Annotated in this window: 17 protein-coding genes and 1 tRNA gene; 14 read left to right on the top strand and 4 right to left on the bottom strand. The window is 30.8% G+C overall.

What is annotated here, in order from left to right:
- Window positions 1–19 precede the first annotated feature (19 nt).
- A complete protein-coding gene (locus tag R1X58_RS05325) occupies window positions 20–694 on the bottom strand; it encodes an SCO family protein (protein WP_240572679.1) in 675 nt (224 codons plus the stop codon).
- Between the two features lie 162 nt (window positions 695–856).
- Here R1X58_RS05325 and rseP point away from each other — a divergent pair, with 162 nt between their 5' ends.
- The 8 genes from rseP to R1X58_RS05285 all read left to right on the top strand — a co-directional run bounded on the left by rseP (window position 857) and on the right by R1X58_RS05285 (window position 8,996).
- Window positions 857–2,203, top strand: a complete 1,347-nt coding sequence (gene rseP, locus R1X58_RS05320; RefSeq protein WP_240572322.1) for an RIP metalloprotease RseP — start codon at window positions 857–859, stop codon at window positions 2,201–2,203.
- Between the two features lie 79 nt (window positions 2,204–2,282).
- A tRNA-Asn gene (locus R1X58_RS05315) sits at window positions 2,283–2,356 on the top strand.
- Window positions 2,357–2,490: 134 nt separating this feature from the next.
- Window positions 2,491–3,687, top strand: a complete 1,197-nt coding sequence (locus R1X58_RS05310) for a site-specific integrase (protein ID WP_240572321.1) — start codon at window positions 2,491–2,493, stop codon at window positions 3,685–3,687.
- A gap of 73 nt (window positions 3,688–3,760) precedes the next feature.
- Window positions 3,761–5,119 (top strand): hypothetical protein, encoded by a 1,359-nt coding sequence (locus R1X58_RS05305; RefSeq protein ID WP_240572320.1) that lies wholly within the window; start codon window positions 3,761–3,763, stop codon window positions 5,117–5,119.
- Between the two features lie 180 nt (window positions 5,120–5,299).
- Complete coding sequence (locus R1X58_RS05300) at window positions 5,300–6,202, top strand: hypothetical protein (RefSeq protein WP_240572319.1); 903 nt, start codon at window positions 5,300–5,302, stop codon at window positions 6,200–6,202.
- A 90-nt stretch (window positions 6,203–6,292) separates the two neighbouring features.
- Entirely contained in the window at window positions 6,293–6,598 is a 306-nt protein-coding gene (locus tag R1X58_RS05295) for a DNA-binding protein (protein ID WP_240572318.1), read from the top strand.
- Entirely contained in the window at window positions 6,585–8,369 is a 1,785-nt protein-coding gene (locus R1X58_RS05290) for a phage/plasmid primase, P4 family (RefSeq protein WP_240572317.1), read from the top strand. The genes R1X58_RS05295 and R1X58_RS05290 overlap by 14 nt, the downstream gene beginning before the upstream one ends.
- A 138-nt stretch (window positions 8,370–8,507) precedes the next feature.
- The gene (locus tag R1X58_RS05285) at window positions 8,508–8,996 is read left to right on the top strand and encodes a hypothetical protein (protein WP_240572316.1); all 489 of its coding nucleotides are present in this window, start codon (window positions 8,508–8,510) and stop codon (window positions 8,994–8,996) included.
- 166 nt (window positions 8,997–9,162) lie between these two features.
- Here the strand turns inward: R1X58_RS05285 and R1X58_RS05280 are convergent, their stop codons facing one another.
- Window positions 9,163–9,387 carry a helix-turn-helix domain-containing protein gene (locus R1X58_RS05280; protein WP_240572315.1) on the bottom strand — a complete coding sequence of 75 codons (225 nt, stop codon included), beginning with the start codon at window positions 9,385–9,387 and terminating at the stop codon, window positions 9,163–9,165.
- A gap of 95 nt (window positions 9,388–9,482) precedes the next feature.
- Between R1X58_RS05280 and R1X58_RS05275 the strand changes: the two genes are divergently transcribed.
- Both R1X58_RS05275 and R1X58_RS05270 read left to right on the top strand, forming a co-directional pair.
- Window positions 9,483–9,659 carry a hypothetical protein gene (locus R1X58_RS05275; RefSeq protein WP_240572314.1) on the top strand — a complete coding sequence of 59 codons (177 nt, stop codon included), beginning with the start codon at window positions 9,483–9,485 and terminating at the stop codon, window positions 9,657–9,659.
- Window positions 9,660–10,012: 353 nt separating this feature from the next.
- Complete coding sequence (locus tag R1X58_RS05270; protein ID WP_240572313.1) at window positions 10,013–10,624, top strand: RDD family protein; 612 nt, start codon at window positions 10,013–10,015, stop codon at window positions 10,622–10,624.
- An 83-nt stretch (window positions 10,625–10,707) separates the two neighbouring features.
- On the opposite strand, the gene R1X58_RS05265 is transcribed toward R1X58_RS05270, so the two are convergent.
- Window positions 10,708–10,887 carry an adenylosuccinate synthetase gene (locus R1X58_RS05265; protein ID WP_240572312.1) on the bottom strand — a complete coding sequence of 60 codons (180 nt, stop codon included), beginning with the start codon at window positions 10,885–10,887 and terminating at the stop codon, window positions 10,708–10,710.
- Between the two features lie 253 nt (window positions 10,888–11,140).
- On the opposite strand from R1X58_RS05265, the gene R1X58_RS05260 reads away from it, so the two are divergent.
- The 4 genes from R1X58_RS05260 (at window position 11,141) to R1X58_RS05245 (ending at window position 13,725) form a co-directional block, all read left to right on the top strand.
- A complete protein-coding gene (locus tag R1X58_RS05260; RefSeq protein ID WP_240572311.1) occupies window positions 11,141–11,482 on the top strand; it encodes a hypothetical protein in 342 nt (113 codons plus the stop codon).
- A 90-nt stretch (window positions 11,483–11,572) separates the two neighbouring features.
- Window positions 11,573–12,472: an AAA family ATPase gene (locus R1X58_RS05255; RefSeq protein ID WP_240572310.1), complete on the top strand. Its 900-nt coding sequence runs from the start codon at window positions 11,573–11,575 to the stop codon at window positions 12,470–12,472.
- Entirely contained in the window at window positions 12,435–13,421 is a 987-nt protein-coding gene (locus tag R1X58_RS05250) for a DUF3871 family protein (RefSeq protein ID WP_240572309.1), read from the top strand. The genes R1X58_RS05255 and R1X58_RS05250 overlap by 38 nt, the downstream gene beginning before the upstream one ends.
- A 52-nt stretch (window positions 13,422–13,473) precedes the next feature.
- The gene (locus R1X58_RS05245) at window positions 13,474–13,725 is read left to right on the top strand and encodes a hypothetical protein (RefSeq protein ID WP_240572308.1); all 252 of its coding nucleotides are present in this window, start codon (window positions 13,474–13,476) and stop codon (window positions 13,723–13,725) included.
- A gap of 500 nt (window positions 13,726–14,225) precedes the next feature.
- On the opposite strand, the gene R1X58_RS05240 is transcribed toward R1X58_RS05245, so the two are convergent.
- A complete protein-coding gene (locus R1X58_RS05240) occupies window positions 14,226–17,453 on the bottom strand; it encodes a hypothetical protein (protein WP_240572307.1) in 3,228 nt (1,075 codons plus the stop codon).
- Between the last annotated feature and the right edge of the window lie 96 nt (window positions 17,454–17,549).

Raw genomic sequence — 17,549 nt, 5'->3', positions numbered from 1 at the left:
AAAAATTGAGGCTAAAAAACTATTGTTCATACTCTTGTTTTAAGATGCTGATATCCTGAATGAGGCGTTCAATATCTTCGGGATTTGTGCCATCGTAAAAGCCACGAATTTGTCGTTTTTTATCAATCAGCATAAAGTTTTCGGTATGGACCATATCGAATGGGCCACCGTCACCATCGTCTTTTACGGCCAGATAACTTTTCCGCGCAAGCGCATAAATTTCTTTTTTATCGCCGGTAACTAAATTCCATTTTCTATCTATAACACCTTTTTGAACAGCATATCTTTTAAGTTGTTCTACAGAATCTATTTCAGGCGTTACCGTATGAGATAGAAGCATGACATCGTCGTATTTCATAATAGCGGTTTGAATATCGACCATGTTTTTTGTCATAATCGGGCAAATGGTTCCGCAGGTTGTAAAAAAGAAATCGGCCACGTAAATTTTATCGTTGTAATCGTCTTGAGTAATTGTTTTTCCATTTTGATTGATTAAGGAGAAATCGGCGATTTTATGATATTTTTTTTGATACTGAATGGTGGTATCGACCAACTCAGTGCTTACCATGGCAGGTTGATAAATTGGTAGCGGTTGGTAAACATTCAACGTGTTGTAAATAAGAGATATGATTATAACCGAAATGATAGCAAAAACTATAGCAAATGTTTTGTATCCTTTAAAAAACGAAAGCATTTCTGAAAAATTTGATTCTTGCAAAAATACATTGAAAATTAGAGACGCCGCAGGGATTATCTTTTAATTTCTTGTTAAAAACCAAGCGATTAAACAATTGTCTTTTTAAAGTTGGTTTAAAAGCTTACTTTTGGGCGACATAAAAAAATTGAATGACGTTATATGGAGTTTGTTATTAAAATTTCTCAATTCTTACTTAGCCTTTCGTTACTTATTATTTTACACGAATTAGGCCATTTTATACCAGCAAAAGCATTTAAAACACGCGTAGAAAAGTTCTACTTATTTTTCGATGTTAAATTTTCATTGCTTAAAAAGAAAATTGGGGAAACTGAATATGGAATAGGGTGGTTGCCACTTGGAGGTTATGTGAAAATTTCCGGGATGATTGATGAAAGTATGGATACCGAACAAATGGCGCAAGAACCGCAACCTTGGGAATTTCGCTCTAAACCAGCTTGGCAACGTTTAATTATTATGTTGGGTGGTGTTACTGTAAATTTCTTGTTGGCTATATTGATTTACATAGGTATGAGTTATTTTTATGGCGATATCTTTTTACCAAACGAAAATATTAAAGACGGACTTTTAATTGAAAGTACCGTGGCGAATAAGGCAGGTTTATTAACAGGAGATAAAATTTTATCGGTTGATGGGCAAAAGATAAATACGTATTCTGAAATTTCTGAAAAGGTTTTATTCGGTAAAGATGTGACTATTGAACGCGACGGTGTACAGTCGGTAGTGCATTTACCAGAAGATTTTTTAGCACAATTAATCGATTCCAAAGAAAAATCGTTTATCAGTCTTCGTGAACCATTTGTAGTTGTTCAGGTGCCAGATACGTCACTTAATGTATCTAGTGGATTGCAGAAGGGAGATATCGTTGTTAAGGTTAATGGAAACAAAACAAGGTATGCCGATCAGGTAAAAGGATATTTAAATGAGTTTAAAGGACAGGAAGTAACAGCTACGGTATTAAGAGACCAGTATGAAGTAGAACTGCCTTTAAAAATTGATTCAGAAGGTAAATTAGGATTGGTTTATGCCGGAAGATCGACTTCAGAAACATTAGAAGCATTAGGATACTACAAGTATGAAACAAAGGAATACGGTTTATTAGAATCGGTTCCGGTAGGTATAACCAAGTTTAAAGAGCGTATTGTGTCTTACTGGGATCAGTTAAGTGCTATTTTCACACCAAGTACAGGTGCTTATAAAGGCGTAGGTGGATTTAAAGCCATTTATGATATATTTCCAAGTTTTTGGAGCTGGCAGGTGTTTTGGGGAATAACAGCATTCTTATCAATTATGCTTGGCGTTTTAAATTTATTACCGATTCCGGCTTTAGATGGAGGTCATGTTATGTTTTTACTATACGAAATCGTTTCTGGAAGAAAACCTGGAGATAAATTTTTAGAGTACGCACAAATGGTTGGGTTCCTGATTCTCATTGCATTAGTATTGTTTGCAAACGGCAATGATATTTTTAAAGCAATTTTTAATTAAAATTTTTTCAAAAAATGTTTGCAGATATCAAAAAGGGTCTTATATTTGCAACCGCTTAGCGAAAGCAACGCATTAACACTCCTCCTTAGCTCAGTTGGTTAGAGCATTTGACTGTTAATCAAAGGGTCCTTGGTTCGAGCCCAAGAGGGGGAGCAAAATTTAAGCCTTACAGAAATGTGAGGCTTTTTTTGTGCTATTTTTTTCCAGAGAAGAGAATGAAATGGTTACTTCTTCGCGCTTTAGTTTGCACATATTTTGCACAATCTTGACCATAACAATTCAACATTATGGCAAATGTCAAAACTATTTTAGATACCAGACGAGCAAAATCCGATGGTAATTACAACATTATTTACCGAATTACACATTTCAAGAAGGTTTACACCATCAATTCGGGCTATTCAATTCCTAAATTATTTTGGGATGCTATTAAAAATGAAGTTAGCAGCGATCATCCTAACGCAAAGCTTATAAATATTAAATTATTTGAGGAGCATTATAAAATTCAGCATGCGTTATTGATGCTTGATGATCAATTTACCATTGAAAAATTAAAAATGATGCTCGACGGTAAATCCAGTGATAAGGCTGTAGATACTTTTGAAGTGTTTGCTAATAAATTAATAAAACAAATGTTAGATGCTAAGCGTACCGGTAATGCTATAGCTTATCAAGCTGCTGTTAATAGGTTAATAAAATACTGTGGTAAGGAAGTTTCATTTGAAGAACTAAATTACGAGTTGTTAGATGGGTTTATTCATCATTTAAAGGCATCAGGATTAAAACAAAACAGTATAGCCAGTTATTTAAGATCTATTCGAGCCATTTATAATAAGGCTATAAAACATAAGCTTGTGGGTAGAGCATATTATCCCTTTAGTGATATTACTGTTAAAGTAGAGAAAACACCAAGTAGAGCCATTTCTAAAGAAGCGATTATTAAATTGAATAGAATGGATCTGGAGGTAAATTCAGCAGAGTGGCAGGCATTACAGTATTTTATGCTTAGTTTTTATTTAAGAGGTATTTCATTTACAGATATGGCTTATCTAAAGCACGGCAATATTTGTGGTAATAGAATTGAATATCAGCGTCGAAAAACTCATAAACATTATAGTGTGAAACTCTTTAGTCCAGCGAAAGAAATATTAAATAATTTCAGAAGTAATGGTGATTATTTGCTACCTATTTTATCTAATTCTATTACAGAGGATAGTGTTGAAGCTAAAAAGATTCTATTACAATGGATAAAGACTACCAATAAGTATTTAAAGCGTTTATCGAAGCAAGCTAATTTACCAATTTCTATTACCACCTATACTGCGCGTTATACTTTTGCTCAAGTAGCCAAACAACTCAGATATTCCAACGAAATGATTGCAGAAGCATTAGGACATGAATATGGAAATAAAACAACGAATATTTATCTGGATAGTTTTGATGTATCTAAATTAGATGAGATGCATAAAAACGTAATTTTTTAGGTTAAATTTTTATATTTTGTAATCTAATAAGTTAAAGTTAAATAAGTATAATTTATTATGTTATAGACAATAGATGATTAACGATAAGTCACATTGGGAAATACCTAGTTCTATTGATGTAGAAGGGTTTTTAACTAAATATCCACCAGAATTTAAATATAAAATTGATCATTTTTATTTTATTGTAGAATACTTAGCAAAGGGAATGGAGCATGGCGATTTAGATCAAAACCTTGGTTTTATTAACACCAGTTCGGTGATACTTCAAAAAAGAATCAAAAACTACAAGCAGTATCTAGATCATATGCTTGAGCATGGTTTTATCCGTACAGATATGGAGTATATCCCTGGATATAAAAGCAAGGGGTATTTAATTAGTGGGAGAAATAAAGAAGATATGACCATTAATTTTATTCCAATTCAAGATGCTGTATCAAAGAGGAATAGAATTAAGGATAATGCTAAAACCATTGCTAAGAATAAAAAAACCGAAAAGAATTATCCATATTTAACCAAATGGTTTAATGAAAAGCTTGAGATTGACAGCCAAAAAGCTAAACTGAAATTAAATGAATTGTTTCCGGTAGAAACCGGTGGGATTAGAGGTCCAAAGATAGGAACTCCAAGTAGTCATACAAAAAAAGTAAAAGCAATTTACTCTATAAGCAAACTAGAAAACCTAAATTTTTATTATAGTGTTGATGATAATGTAGGCAGATTTCATTCTAATTTAACGAATATCAAAAAGGAGCTTAGAAATTATATTACTTATGATAGTAAGAAGTTAGTTAACGTTGATATTAAGAATTCGCAGCCATTTTTCAGTACTTTATTATTTAATACTGCTTTTTACGAAGAAAAAAGCGAAAATTTTAACATGTATAAGATGCCTTCATTAAGTAAAGTGATAGGGGAGGAATCTGAGTATATATCCTTAATCATTATGTTAGGAAAAACTTTGGAAAGTACTATGAATACTAGTTTTTCAGAGTATTTAGATATGGTTAATTCTGCAGATTTTTATAATACAATTCACACCAAATTATATCCAGAACAACCATTCGATAGACCAAAAGTGAAGTTAATGATTTTAATTTATTTTTTCTCAAAAAACAGATCAAAATCCCAATTCAAAAAGGATTTCAAGAATGCTCTTCCTGAAGTCCATAAATTATTTGCATTAATCAAAAGGAAGAACCATAAAGCATTATCTCATATCTTACAACGTATCGAAAGCGAAATAATCATTGAGCGTGTTACAAAACTCATTTCAATAGAAAAGCCCGAACTTCCAATATTTACAATTCACGATAGTGTTGTTACAACACAAGGTAATGAAAATTATGTCTCAGATGTTATTAAGGATGAAATAAAATTAGCAACAGGGCTTGATGTTAAACTCGGTTTAGAATATTGGAACCCAGGAGATTGATATGTGTTCTGTATTTGAATCGAGAAAAACTACAATTTATAACTGTTTAACAGAGGTATCCGGTAAAATCATTTAGTTTATGTAGCTGGACTTAGTTTACAGATAATGTTTTTGAATTATATTGGTAAAAGCAATAAGGATGTAGCAATTGTATTAACTAAATATTTTTAACCTAAACACATGTTAGGATTTACGTTTAAGGAATATAAAGAGACTTATAAGAACAGATTATTAGCTTATTTGGACGATTATGAAGACAATACTCCAGATTTGTTTTTAGAAGATGAATTGAAAACTTATAATGCCATTTACAATGAATTAAAATTCATAGTGGATAATTTTGATAAAAACTTTGAGAAGGAAATTAATCAAGGACTGAACAGGCATATATATCTTTCAATTATAAACAACTTTATTGAATCCCAGCACAAATTTAAGCCTATACCCAAACCATCTGTACCACAATCTATAGTCAATTTTGTATTCCAATCTATACTCAATCCTAAACCAAAAACCACATCCAAAGTCAATAACATATCAGTACCCCAATACACTAAGGAAGACTTAAATATAATTCTTAAAGAAAGTTGGGATTCATCTTGTAATGAGGATTATATTAAAAGTAATATGAAAAAAATATATAACAATATAATTACGAGTACTAAAAGAATAATAGATTTCATCAATGATGAAAAATCGAGGCTTCAAAATTCTGTAGATCCATATATAAAAACAGCGACTAAAGACTCAAGTATTATTATTAAAGATCATTTATCAAATAAGCCTAAAAAGTATTCTGAAAAATGGCATGCTTTAGCTTATCTGTTAGAATTGAAATTTAAAGGATTAAAGCCGCCTATAAGTACAGAAGGTACTTTTATTAAATCTGAATTGGAAAAAATAGGTAAAGCAAGAACTGGCTTATCTGGGCAAGGATTTTATAGGGCTGTTTTAAAGCACTATGATGATTTAGGAAACCCTGAATTACTAATAAAATCTTTTGGTAAAGATTGGAAGGAAACTATTCTAGAAATCACAAAAGAAAATAAGGATTTACAAGATTATCTGGATGAAAACAATTAACTAGGGTATTTCCAGGTATATTTAGGTATTAGTACTTACCTAAGTACCTCACTTCATTTGTTCCATCAATTTTTTTATTTAAAAGAACTCATGAAGAAAAAAGCAATTTTATTTCAAGGCCTATCAATCGAAGAACTTCAGGAATTGATAGGCACAATAGTTACGAAAAATGTAGCTGAGCTACAACACGAGCTACAATCCAAAAAAATTACGGGAGAACTACGGACGCAAGAAGAAACCTGCAATTTTCTATGGGTGGATTCAAGCATCTTATGTGCTTGGACTAACAAAGGTAAAGTCAAAGATTACGGAATAGGTGCTAGACTATATTATATGTGTTGTGATTTGTTAGAATGTTTAACGTTTTTAAAAAAAGTAAGACATGATAACATTTAAAATCACTCATGATAAAGAATCAGATTCAGATCGCAATCAATTTGAAGCATGCATAGCTCAAATACAAAAATCTAATATAGATATTACAACAGATTTTAAGACTTGGGTAAATTTAGGTTTTGCTATTTCTGGAGAATTTGGTGAAACAGGAAGAAAATACTACCACCAAATTAGTAAATGTAATAAGCAATATAATGAAGCTTTATGTGATAATCAGTATAATAAGTGTCTGTCATATAATCGTACAGATATTAATATATCTACATTTTATAAAACGGTAGAAATGCACGGTATTAAACTTAGCATACAGCCTAAAATGAACGATTTAGAAGTTGGAAAACATGAGGCAGAATTAGATAGTTTAGGAAACTCTATTTCAATTATTAATCACAGATGGATTTTATCAGAGTTATTAAAACAATTTAGTCCTATAGATTTTGAAAATATAGCAAACCCCGGCGCTCATGATAATTTTAAAATTTCAAACAAGCACTATTGCGTTATTTCGGTTGATAATGTTTTAATGATTGCTAAACATAATAATTGGGATTTATGTAAAAATCATAGTTTTATTTATTTGTATAATAGTGCTTATTGGGTTGAAATAGACAAAGAGGCTTTTCAAATATTTCTAGGTCAAGCATCAGTAATTATGGGTGTGCCGCATTTAACGGCTAAATATCATAAATTCAAAAAAGAACTACATGAGCAATTTTTGGCAACTGCTTATCTTGATGTGGTTCCTAACTCGGTAGACAATGTTTTAATTAATTTAAAAAATGGAACATTTGAAATTAGCCCTGAAAGTTCCCGGTTAAGGGCTTACAATCCAAAGGATTTCCTAACTTACCAATTGCCATTTGAATATGATGCCGAAGCTAAAGCGCCAATATTTCAACAATATTTAGACCAGGTACTTCCAGATAAAGAACGTCAAAATGTGTTAGCAGAATATTTGGGTTTTGTATTTATAAAAAACAACAACAGCAAATTGAAAGAAGAAAAGGCATTAATACTTTATGGCAGTGGAGCAAATGGTAAGTCCGTTTTTTTTGAAATTGTTAGAGCATTATTAGGTGATGAAAATGTAAGTAATTATTCTTTACAAAGCCTAACCAATGAAAGTGGTTATTATCGAGCGAAAATATCCAATAAATTAGTGAATTATGCCAGTGAAATCAATGGAAAACTGGAAAGTTCAATTTTTAAACAATTGGTATCCGGCGAACCTGTAGAAGCCCGATTACCTTACGGCCAACCATTTACTTTAAAGCAATATGCTAAACTTATATTTAATTGTAACGAACTGCCTAAAGAGGTAGAACAAACAAACGCATTCTTTAGACGCTTTTTAATTATCCCATTTGATGTTGTAATTCCTCCTGAAGAGCAAGATAAAAATTTGCACAGAAAAATTATAGAAAATGAATTGTCGGGTGTTTTTAATTGGGCTTTGGAGGGTTTAAATAGAATATTGGATCAGAAAGGATTTTCTAAATGTAGTGCGGCAGAAGAAGCTGTTTTAGACTATAAAAAACAATCTGACAGTGTTAAAATGTTTGTAGATGAAAATAATTTTGTTGTTACACCAAATGATTATACGCTAATCAAAGAATTATACCAATTCTATAGGCAATATTGCTCAGAAGACGGATTTAAGCCTGCAAATAAAGGAAATTTTATTAAAAGACTAAAAGACTTAAATATAATGGTTGAACGTGTTTCGGGTAACAAATTGGCAGCATTTTTAACCAAAGAACTTCCAAAGTAAAAATTATATTAATTAATAATAACTACAGTAACTAAAATAACCTGATTAGTTATTGTTGTTATCAAAGTTACCTGATAAGAAAAACTTTTATTCACCAATACATATTCGAGAATTCATTCTCCATATAAAATTTAAATTATGGAATATAGTAAAGCATTAATAATAGCACAAAAAGTAAAACAACAACTCGCTCCTCACTGCGAGCGCATTGAAATAGCAGGGAGTATCAGGAGGAAAAAACCTGAAGTGAAAGATATTGAAATAGTAGCCATACCAAAACCATATGATGTAGGGCTTTTTGAAAGTGGAATTGCCTTAGTAGTGAACCAATGGGAAAAAGTTAAAGGTGAATTACCATGTAAATATACCCAGCGAATACTTCCAGAAGGAATTAAGCTTGATTTATTTTTTGCAGAGTGGGATAATTGGGGGCTTATATATGCTTTAAGAACTGGTAGTGCCGATTACTCACATCATATATTGGCCTCTGGATGGGTGTTTCAGGGATTTAGAAGTGAAGGTGGCTATTTGTATATAGATGGTCAACGTATAGCAGTTCGTGAAGAAGAAGATTTATTCAAATTACTATATATGCCTTTTGTAGAACCAGAAAAACGTAATTATTAAAGAATGGGATCTATCAAGTAAAGTTTCTGAGTTATAAATAGTGGGTTTAGCTTTTTTAAGTTGAACCCTTTTTTGATTATTGTCTAAAAGGGTTTAAAAGTTAAATTCTACCTAAGAGGCACTTTAGCTTAGTGATTAGCTTAAAGTTTCAGAAGTGAAGTTATGGTTAAAACTTAAAAAGATCTGTTATTTCTATTTTAAGGGCTTCTGCCAAAACATGAACAGTAGATATTGTTGTGTTAACTTCACCTCGCTCGATTCTTCCTATTTGAGATAAAGGAATATCGGCATCATTAGCCAAATTTTCTTGAGACAACCCAGCTTCTTTGCGGAGTTTCCTTAGGTTTTTGCCAAAGGCTTCAATAAACTTTTTGTCCTTAATGTTAATCACATTTTAAAAGTCCATAAAACCTACAACTCGTATAAACGCATACATGCGTTATTTTAATTATATTTGATTATACAACTACTAACAAATAACAAATTATGAAAACACTATTAACCACATTGGCACTCATTGCTTCAGGTGTATTTATATTTTATCTCTGGTTAAGAATGCCTTCAAACTTAAAAGGTGTTGTATTTTTTTGGGCTTTCCCTTTACTGGGAATTTATTTAATAATTGGGGGCATAGTTTCATTATTTAAAAAGGATGAAGATTAATTTATCATGGAAAAAAGGAATAAAATAAAAGAAAACGGATGCTTAATTATTTTAATTTGGAGTATTGTTATGTTTTTCGTCATTCCATTTGCATATGATTTTGACAATGTACCAATTAGTGTTGTAATCATTGGTTTATTAGTAATGTTATTTTTTGCTTATAAAATGTCGTAACATTTTAAGTTATAATTTAAAATTCACTTTATAAGTTAATAAATAGAGGTATACTAATAACCCCATTTTTAATGCTTTTCTCTGGATTTTAATTCTCTGGATCCATATATAATATATAGCATTAATAATGCTTTTTGATGCTCAGTAGATTAAATACCAACATTAACTTCTAAAATCAAATGGAAAATGAATTTGCTAGAGTGATGTCTGAACGATCAGATAAACAGCTTATAAAGATATTAACTGTAGAAAGGTATAAATATACGGCTTTAGCCATAGAGGCAGCAGAAGCCGAATTAACAAAAAGACAATTGCCTTATGATTATGTGGCTGAAACAGTTAAATATGAAGAGGAAAAAATCATTGATGAATTTGTAGTAGATTTTGATGTTGTTGCTCCTAATATCAGAATGTATAATTTCCTAATAGATATAATATTGTTTGGGATAGTTACCGGTTTATTAGAGGAACTTATTCTTTTACTCCTGCCTAAAGAAAATATTATTATTTGGCTAATAGTTTATTTAAGTACGTTTCTATTTTATTACGGTTTTATGGAGTTTAAGTTTCAAAAAACACTTGCAAAATTTATAACTAAAACAAAGGTTGTAACTTACAATGGATATAAGCCGAATAAAGATATAATACTAAAAAGAACATTTTCGAGGCTAATACCTATTGATCCAATTTCATATTTTGTTTCTTCTGTAGGAATACATGATAGAATATCTCAAACAAGAGTAATTAAGGATAACCCTAATAGTGTTATTGAAGATAATTTTGAATTCTAGTATTAATAATATAGCAATAACTATATCTCTGGAGCAGATAAAGCTAACATCATTAAAAATCTAAATGCTATTTTGAGCTTAGATTATTTATCCTTTTTATTTCGTTTTCTCCAAATAAAGTATAAAACCACAGCAACAATTGGTAAGACAATAAACGTTATAATATTAAAAGGATCAGAAAAATCTAATGGAGTATTATCGTCAGGGTTTTGTGTACCAGGTGGTAATTGGAAATAAATATTTAATAAATACAGTGTTTTCATGGTCATGAAATGATTTACCCATAAGGTACGGAATTTATTGGTTTTATCATTAATTGTAAAGTTCGCATATAGTATTAATTAAATTGTATTACCCTGTAGTTAGCTAATTTTCTAGATCTTTTTTTTTTTTTTTTTCAAAAGGCTTTATATCAAATATGTAAGGTCACTTCTAGCACCAACCCCACCCCTTTATTAGCAGGTGCGGGGTATCCCCGCTTTAATAAAACTGCAATAACTATAAATCAATATTATTATGTTAAAAATTGTTGACATTAAAGCGGCTAAAAATTCGGAAGGAGATGAATTTTATGGCCTTATTATTCAGTCGGGACCTATGGCTATAAAAAGCAAGAAAACAGGAAGGCTCTATTTCACTAACAAAAAAGCATTTGTTTCTACCACTTTCGATGAACAAACTTGTGCATCAATGATTGGTCAAGAGATTGAAGGCTCTATTAGGAAAGTAGAAACAGATCCGTACGAAATTACCATAGAAGAGACCGGAGAAGTTATTGAATTAAACCATCGTTATGAATATTTTGATCCGGCTTTAGAAATGGAAGAACAAGTAGTTGAAGAAACTACGGTGATTTAATAAGGCGTTATGTCCTTATCGTAAAGAGCTTATCTCTCAGGAGGTAGGCTCTTTTTATGCTATATACATTAATTAAACACAATTATAATTATGCAATTACAACAAACACAACGGCATAACGTAAAATTACGTTTAGGCATCTCTGGAGCATCAGGGTTTGGTAAAACTTATAGTGCTCTCAAATTAGCTTACGGAATAACCAATGACTGGTCTAAAATAGCTGTAATAGATACAGAAAACGCATCAGCCAGTCTATATTCAGATATGGGGAATTTTAATGTTCTGAATCTATTTCCATCCTATAGTCCGGAACGGTATATCGAAGCTATAGATACATGTGAAAAGGCCAATATGGAGGTGATTATTATCGATTCCATAACACATGAGTGGCAAGGTGAAGGTGGCTGTCTGCAAATCCATGAACAGCTTGGTGGTCGTTTTCAAGATTGGGCAAGTGTTAAACCACGACACCAGAAATTTATAGATAAAATTCTGCAATCGAAATGTCACATTATCACTACTACCAGAAGAAAGGTTGATTATTCTCTTGATGTTGGTTCTAACGGTAAATCTAAAGTAGTGAAGCACGGTACAAAGGAGATAACCAGTGAAGGATTTGAATACGAATTATCCGTAAACTTCGAGCTGATTAACGAAAATCACTTTTGTAAGGTCAGTAAAGATCGTACAAATCTGTTTAGAGGACCGGAATTTGTAATTAATAGCGATGTTGGTAAACGACTTAAAGACTGGTGTAATCAAGGCGTATCCATGGAAAATATAAAACAGGAAATAAACGCAACTACAACTTTAGAGGGTTTAAGACTTCTGTATCAGAAATACGACGGTTTAAAAACACAAATCAAGCCTTTGATTATCGAAAGGAAATCTGAAATCGAAGGCATCACACAAATTGTAGAAAACAAACAAATTATTCAAACAAATACAAATCATGGAATTGAAAGCGATAACACAACAAGTAGTCAATAATCATGAGGTAGTAGAATCCTCTATGTCGACTAATAATAGGTTTATAGAAGCAAACACGCAACAAGTCAGTTTATCTCATTTGAAGCAGGATTGCATAATCCCGGTATTTGCCAAGGATAATGAAAGCACCATCCCACATTTTGAATTTATCGAAGCAGTGAGATCTGTAGCTCAAGAGTTATATCCGGAAGGCACAGTAACTATGCCTAATATCAGAACTAGTCACATTATAAAAGGTAGAATTCCTTCAGCTATCGGTAAACCTGCCAAGGAGTTATTGGAACATGAGAAAACCATTTATTACGAGCGTATAGCCTTTATGGTGGAGATACCAGATGTTCATAACTATATTAATAATCAGAAACTTAATCTTACAGTAGGAGGGGTGCGTAGTTATTCTGAGCAGAATCTGTTTTCCAAAAAGAGTATAGAGAAGTTTAAGCTATTTATAGGCTTTAAGAATATGGTGTGCTGTAATTTATGCATTGCTACCGATGGATTAAAGGATGATTTACGTGTTAGCAGTGTTGAGGAACTCAAACTAAAAACCCAGGAGTTGTTTTTAAGTTATAATCAGCAGCAGCAGATTGAAAGCATGAAGCAAATGCAGGAGTACATGATTAATCAGGATCAATTTGCGCATTTAGTGGGGAAAATGAAACTTTATCAGCATTTAGATAAGCATCAAAAGCAGGATTTATTTCATCTAAAGACTACCGATTCTCAAATCAACACCATTATTAAGAATTATGTAGATGATGAACATTTTAGAGCCGATGCTGATGGGTATATAAATTTCTGGCAATTGTATAATCTGTTTACGGAGAGCGCTAAGAGTAATTATATTGATAACTTCTTAGATCGTAACTGTAATACTTATGAGTTTGTGAATCATTTAGGAGAAGCAATCAGGCGTAAGGAAGACAACTACTTCCTAAATCATCCATAGATAATACATTAGAACGTATCACGGGGCAATAATCCAAATTATTTTATTTAAAATGAGCAATAAAGAACTTATCGAGCTATTGAAATATTGCTCACCACACATCATTTATGTGGTTAATGGTCAAAATAGAATTATAAAGCTACATACACCTTTTAAACTTTTGGTATTACAGGATATAGGAGATTTGTATAAAGATCAAATCGTATTCTGTACAGAATTAAAAATTACCAAGCAGGGAAGAGTAGTGTTTTATATAGAAAGTAGAAACTACCACACTTACTATTTTGATATTCTAACAAAATAAATGATAAAGAGCATTATGCTGTATCTTTTGGTTTCTGAAAAGAAGCATTTTCTGAGACTGTTTTGGCTCTATAATACTAAAACTCCTGAGAAAACTGCTTAGCAGACAACCTTCATATTAAAACTTAGCCGAATAATTTATTATGTTATAATATGAAACATGGTTAATTAAATAAGTTATATTTAATGACCATTTCGGTTAAGTTTTATATGTTGGAGGTTTTAAGTTAATATATAATGTTAAAATGTGATTTTTTAAATACTTTCAATTCAATCCGAAGTAAGGTACTTCAATTGTTATCTGGAAAAGTAAAGTGCGAAAGTGTTACATACGAATTTGTATTCAATATTAAAGACGTTAAGCCTACTAAAAATAAGTGGCTCTATACCGCTGATAGCTTTGGTGAGATGGAAGAAGATGTAGTTCAATAAATATTAACTTTGAAGAACTGGACTAGTGCTTTTCATAGGATACATTGTAATGTGCTTTTATTTGTTCCATTAATCATCATAAAATTTTAAATTAAACAATGACATATCAATATAATGTTTAAAGCTTTCAAATAGCTGACTAAATTCTATATCTACATTAAAGTTGTCTATTAGTTTTGGAATATTGCCAGGTAAATAATATAAAGAACAATATGAATTTATACTTCTAACTTTTCCTAAAATTCCATTATATAGTATCTTTTGTATATTGTCAACTACTGAATCTCGTTCAAATAATTCGTAAATCTCTAAATCAGTAAATACAGAATACCACCCATCTGCAAAACCTGCGACTTCATAACTTTCCAACTTGTTTTTTAAAATGAAATCTTTATCCTCAATTGTCAAAATACCTTGATTAAAATGCTCTTGACTATTTTTTTTGTATTTATTTTCTTCTTCAGAATATTCTTTAATCTCAATTTTCTCCGAAAGCAACCAGTCTTTGAGGGTATCGTTGTTTGGAATTCGAACTTTATACTTCCATAGGTTTAATACATATTTCAATTCCTCTAATCTGTTAGATTTAAAAATATTTTCAAGTTCTTTAAATTCAATTTCTTTGTTAGTGCGATGATAGAACAACCTTTCTTTTAGCTCGTTTTGAAAAATGAAATCAGGTAAAACATTTATGTAATCTGGTGGTAAATCTAACCATTGAACCAATAAATCTTTATAATCGAAATTATTGTTCAGAAATTCAATTATCCCGATAGAATGTTGCTTTATATAATCATTGAATAGATATCTGTGTCCTTTCTCTGAAATAACTTGTATCGATTTTATTAATTTGCAAGAGTTTTCAACTTCTATAAAGTTTTTGTTTTCAAATGTTTTTAAGGCTGTTCCAATAGTTAAAAACGAATAATCCTTCCGATTGTAATACTTTGTCCAAAACATCGAAATGCTTGAAAAATCTACTTGCCGTTGTTGATAAACCGACAAGCGAATATAATTATGAATTTCGTCTCGTAAATCAAAACTACCTAAATGTTTGTTCTTTAGGATAAAATCTTTTAGGCTTAAGTTTATGTAATCATTTATACTACTCTCTTTTCCTAATCCCAAAATATTCTGTTTGGCAGCTTTCAGTATATAAGATGTGAAATGTTCATTAATGTCATTTTCAACTAAAAATCCACGAAGAATTTCATAAGAGCTATTCTCATCGTTCAAATAAGCTTTAATTGAATTCCGTAATTTTGAATATTGCTTAATCTTTGAATTGTGAACAAATAAGTTTGTGATAATTATGGGTATAATCTCCATTAAATCATACTTGTTTTCAAGCAATTCGGAAATTTTCTGTTTTTCAAATTGATTTTGGTGCAGAGTAAAATACCTTTCTTCCTTTGCAATATCATCTTCTAACTGCTCAATAAAATGTTCAGTATCATAATAATCGTTACTTGTGGCATTGAAAAGTAATGTTGCATTATTAGTTTCTATGTAGTAAAGCATTGCAAAAAGATATTTTGAACTTGTTATATCTTCCTCTGTGTAATTATTAAAGAGTAATGCTTTTAGATAAGTGTATTGAAATGTATTTATTGTAGAAACGTGGTCTTTGCTTATCAAGTTGATTATTAGCGATAAATCATAGAACTGAATAATTTTAAAATCACCAGCTTCAAAATGTTCTAATTCTTCTCGAAGTTGAGTATAAAAACTTTGTATAGCCTCAAAATCCACAACATCTAACATTAATTTTTTGAAAGATTGGATTACAGTGAACTTCGATAAAACCTCATATTTATGTTCGAGAGAAAGTCTAAAACTGTTAAAACGAGATAAAAATCTTTTCTCAAAAGATATTATTGATTTGAAAACCAACTCATTTACTTTGTTTTGTCTTTGCGAAAAATTGATATTTTGTTTTCGCAAATAAGTTGTTAAACTGTCATGAAAAAGCGAAATTCTATTTAATCGGATTTCAAAAAGATATGGATGTTCGTCAATAAATTCATATACAAGTTCAGCGAGTTCATAACCTAAAAACATACTAATTTCTGATTTCATGAAATAAGAACGAGAACAAAGAAATAACGAAAGTGAGGATTTTACTTTTGTATCTGTCAGTATTTGTTCATAATAACTATCTAAAGAGGTAAGTTCATCTAATTCAGGTAAAGTCTTTGTGCTTCTATATTGCTCTGCTAAATATTTAACGATAATTGGATAACCGCCAGTAGTTTTGAATATTTTACTTTTAATATCATAGTCTGTTATATGAAATAACTCTTCTAAAACTTTCTCTGTTTGATGTCTATTCCAACTTGTAAGTTGTTGTTTCTTCCAATCTAACTCGTTTTCAAATGGTCGGCTTAAAACAATAACTTTACAGACTTCTTTTAATCGGTTTATAAATGTGACGAATTGATTAAATTCTGATGGATTGTAATTCTTGACATGGTCAAGACCATCAAAAATTAGTGTATGATTATTTCGTTTTATTTGGTTAAATATTTCATTTTCATCCCTGTGACGTATATCATGGAACAACTTTTTTGAAAGGTCAAATAAGAATTTTTGAAATTTGAGTCGGTCTTCTTTATCGTAATCTTGCTCATGAAGCCAAAATCTATAAAGTAGATTGTTGGGAAATTTTCCTTGTAAAAATTCGACTAAATGGCTTTTGCCTATACCTGGTTTTCCTTCAATATGTAGAATGTTTTCAAATTCAACTAATTCTCTCTCAACATTAATTGTATCAATAAGTTTTGTATTAAAAATATCAATAGCAGGCAATTCATTTTTCTGAATAATCCATTTTCTGCTATCTAAATGGTTACTGAGAAATTTTTGAATTACAGACTTTCGGAATGGATTTAGCTCGTAAAAATTGGTCAATATTTCATCAATCTCTACTCTGTTAAGTGAAATCAAATACAAATCAGACATTTTAAAAGCTGCAAATCCTAATATTTCACAATTTGGAACAATATCAATTTGATTAAAGAAGATGATATTAGTATTACTTGAAAGTTTATGTGGCTTATTGTCTATAAATATCTCATTTTCTATGATATTTAGTTTTTCAAGTTTAACTCCTGAAATGTCTTTTATTTGAATTTGATATTTGCCTTTATTATTGTTGATTACTAAATCGTCAAACTTGTCATCAGTTTTGGCTTCAATTTGGATAACATCAATTTCACGTTCAGTATCCATTTTTGATAAAAACAGTTCTGTTACGTGATTTTGATATGTATATCCTATGTATCCGCCTTTACTCATCTATAATTTTCAGGTTGGTATCTCGGTTTTTATAATTGCACATAACGTGTTTGTATAAGATTAGTTGCGTGGATTAGCACTTAACTTTGCAAGTGC

It is taken from the genome of Aestuariibaculum lutulentum (genome assembly GCF_032926325.1).
Lineage (GTDB): Bacteria > Bacteroidota > Bacteroidia > Flavobacteriales > Flavobacteriaceae > Aestuariibaculum > Aestuariibaculum lutulentum.
The sequence above is the reverse complement of the archived record's forward strand: the minus strand, read 5'-3'. Positions and strand labels throughout refer to the sequence as shown.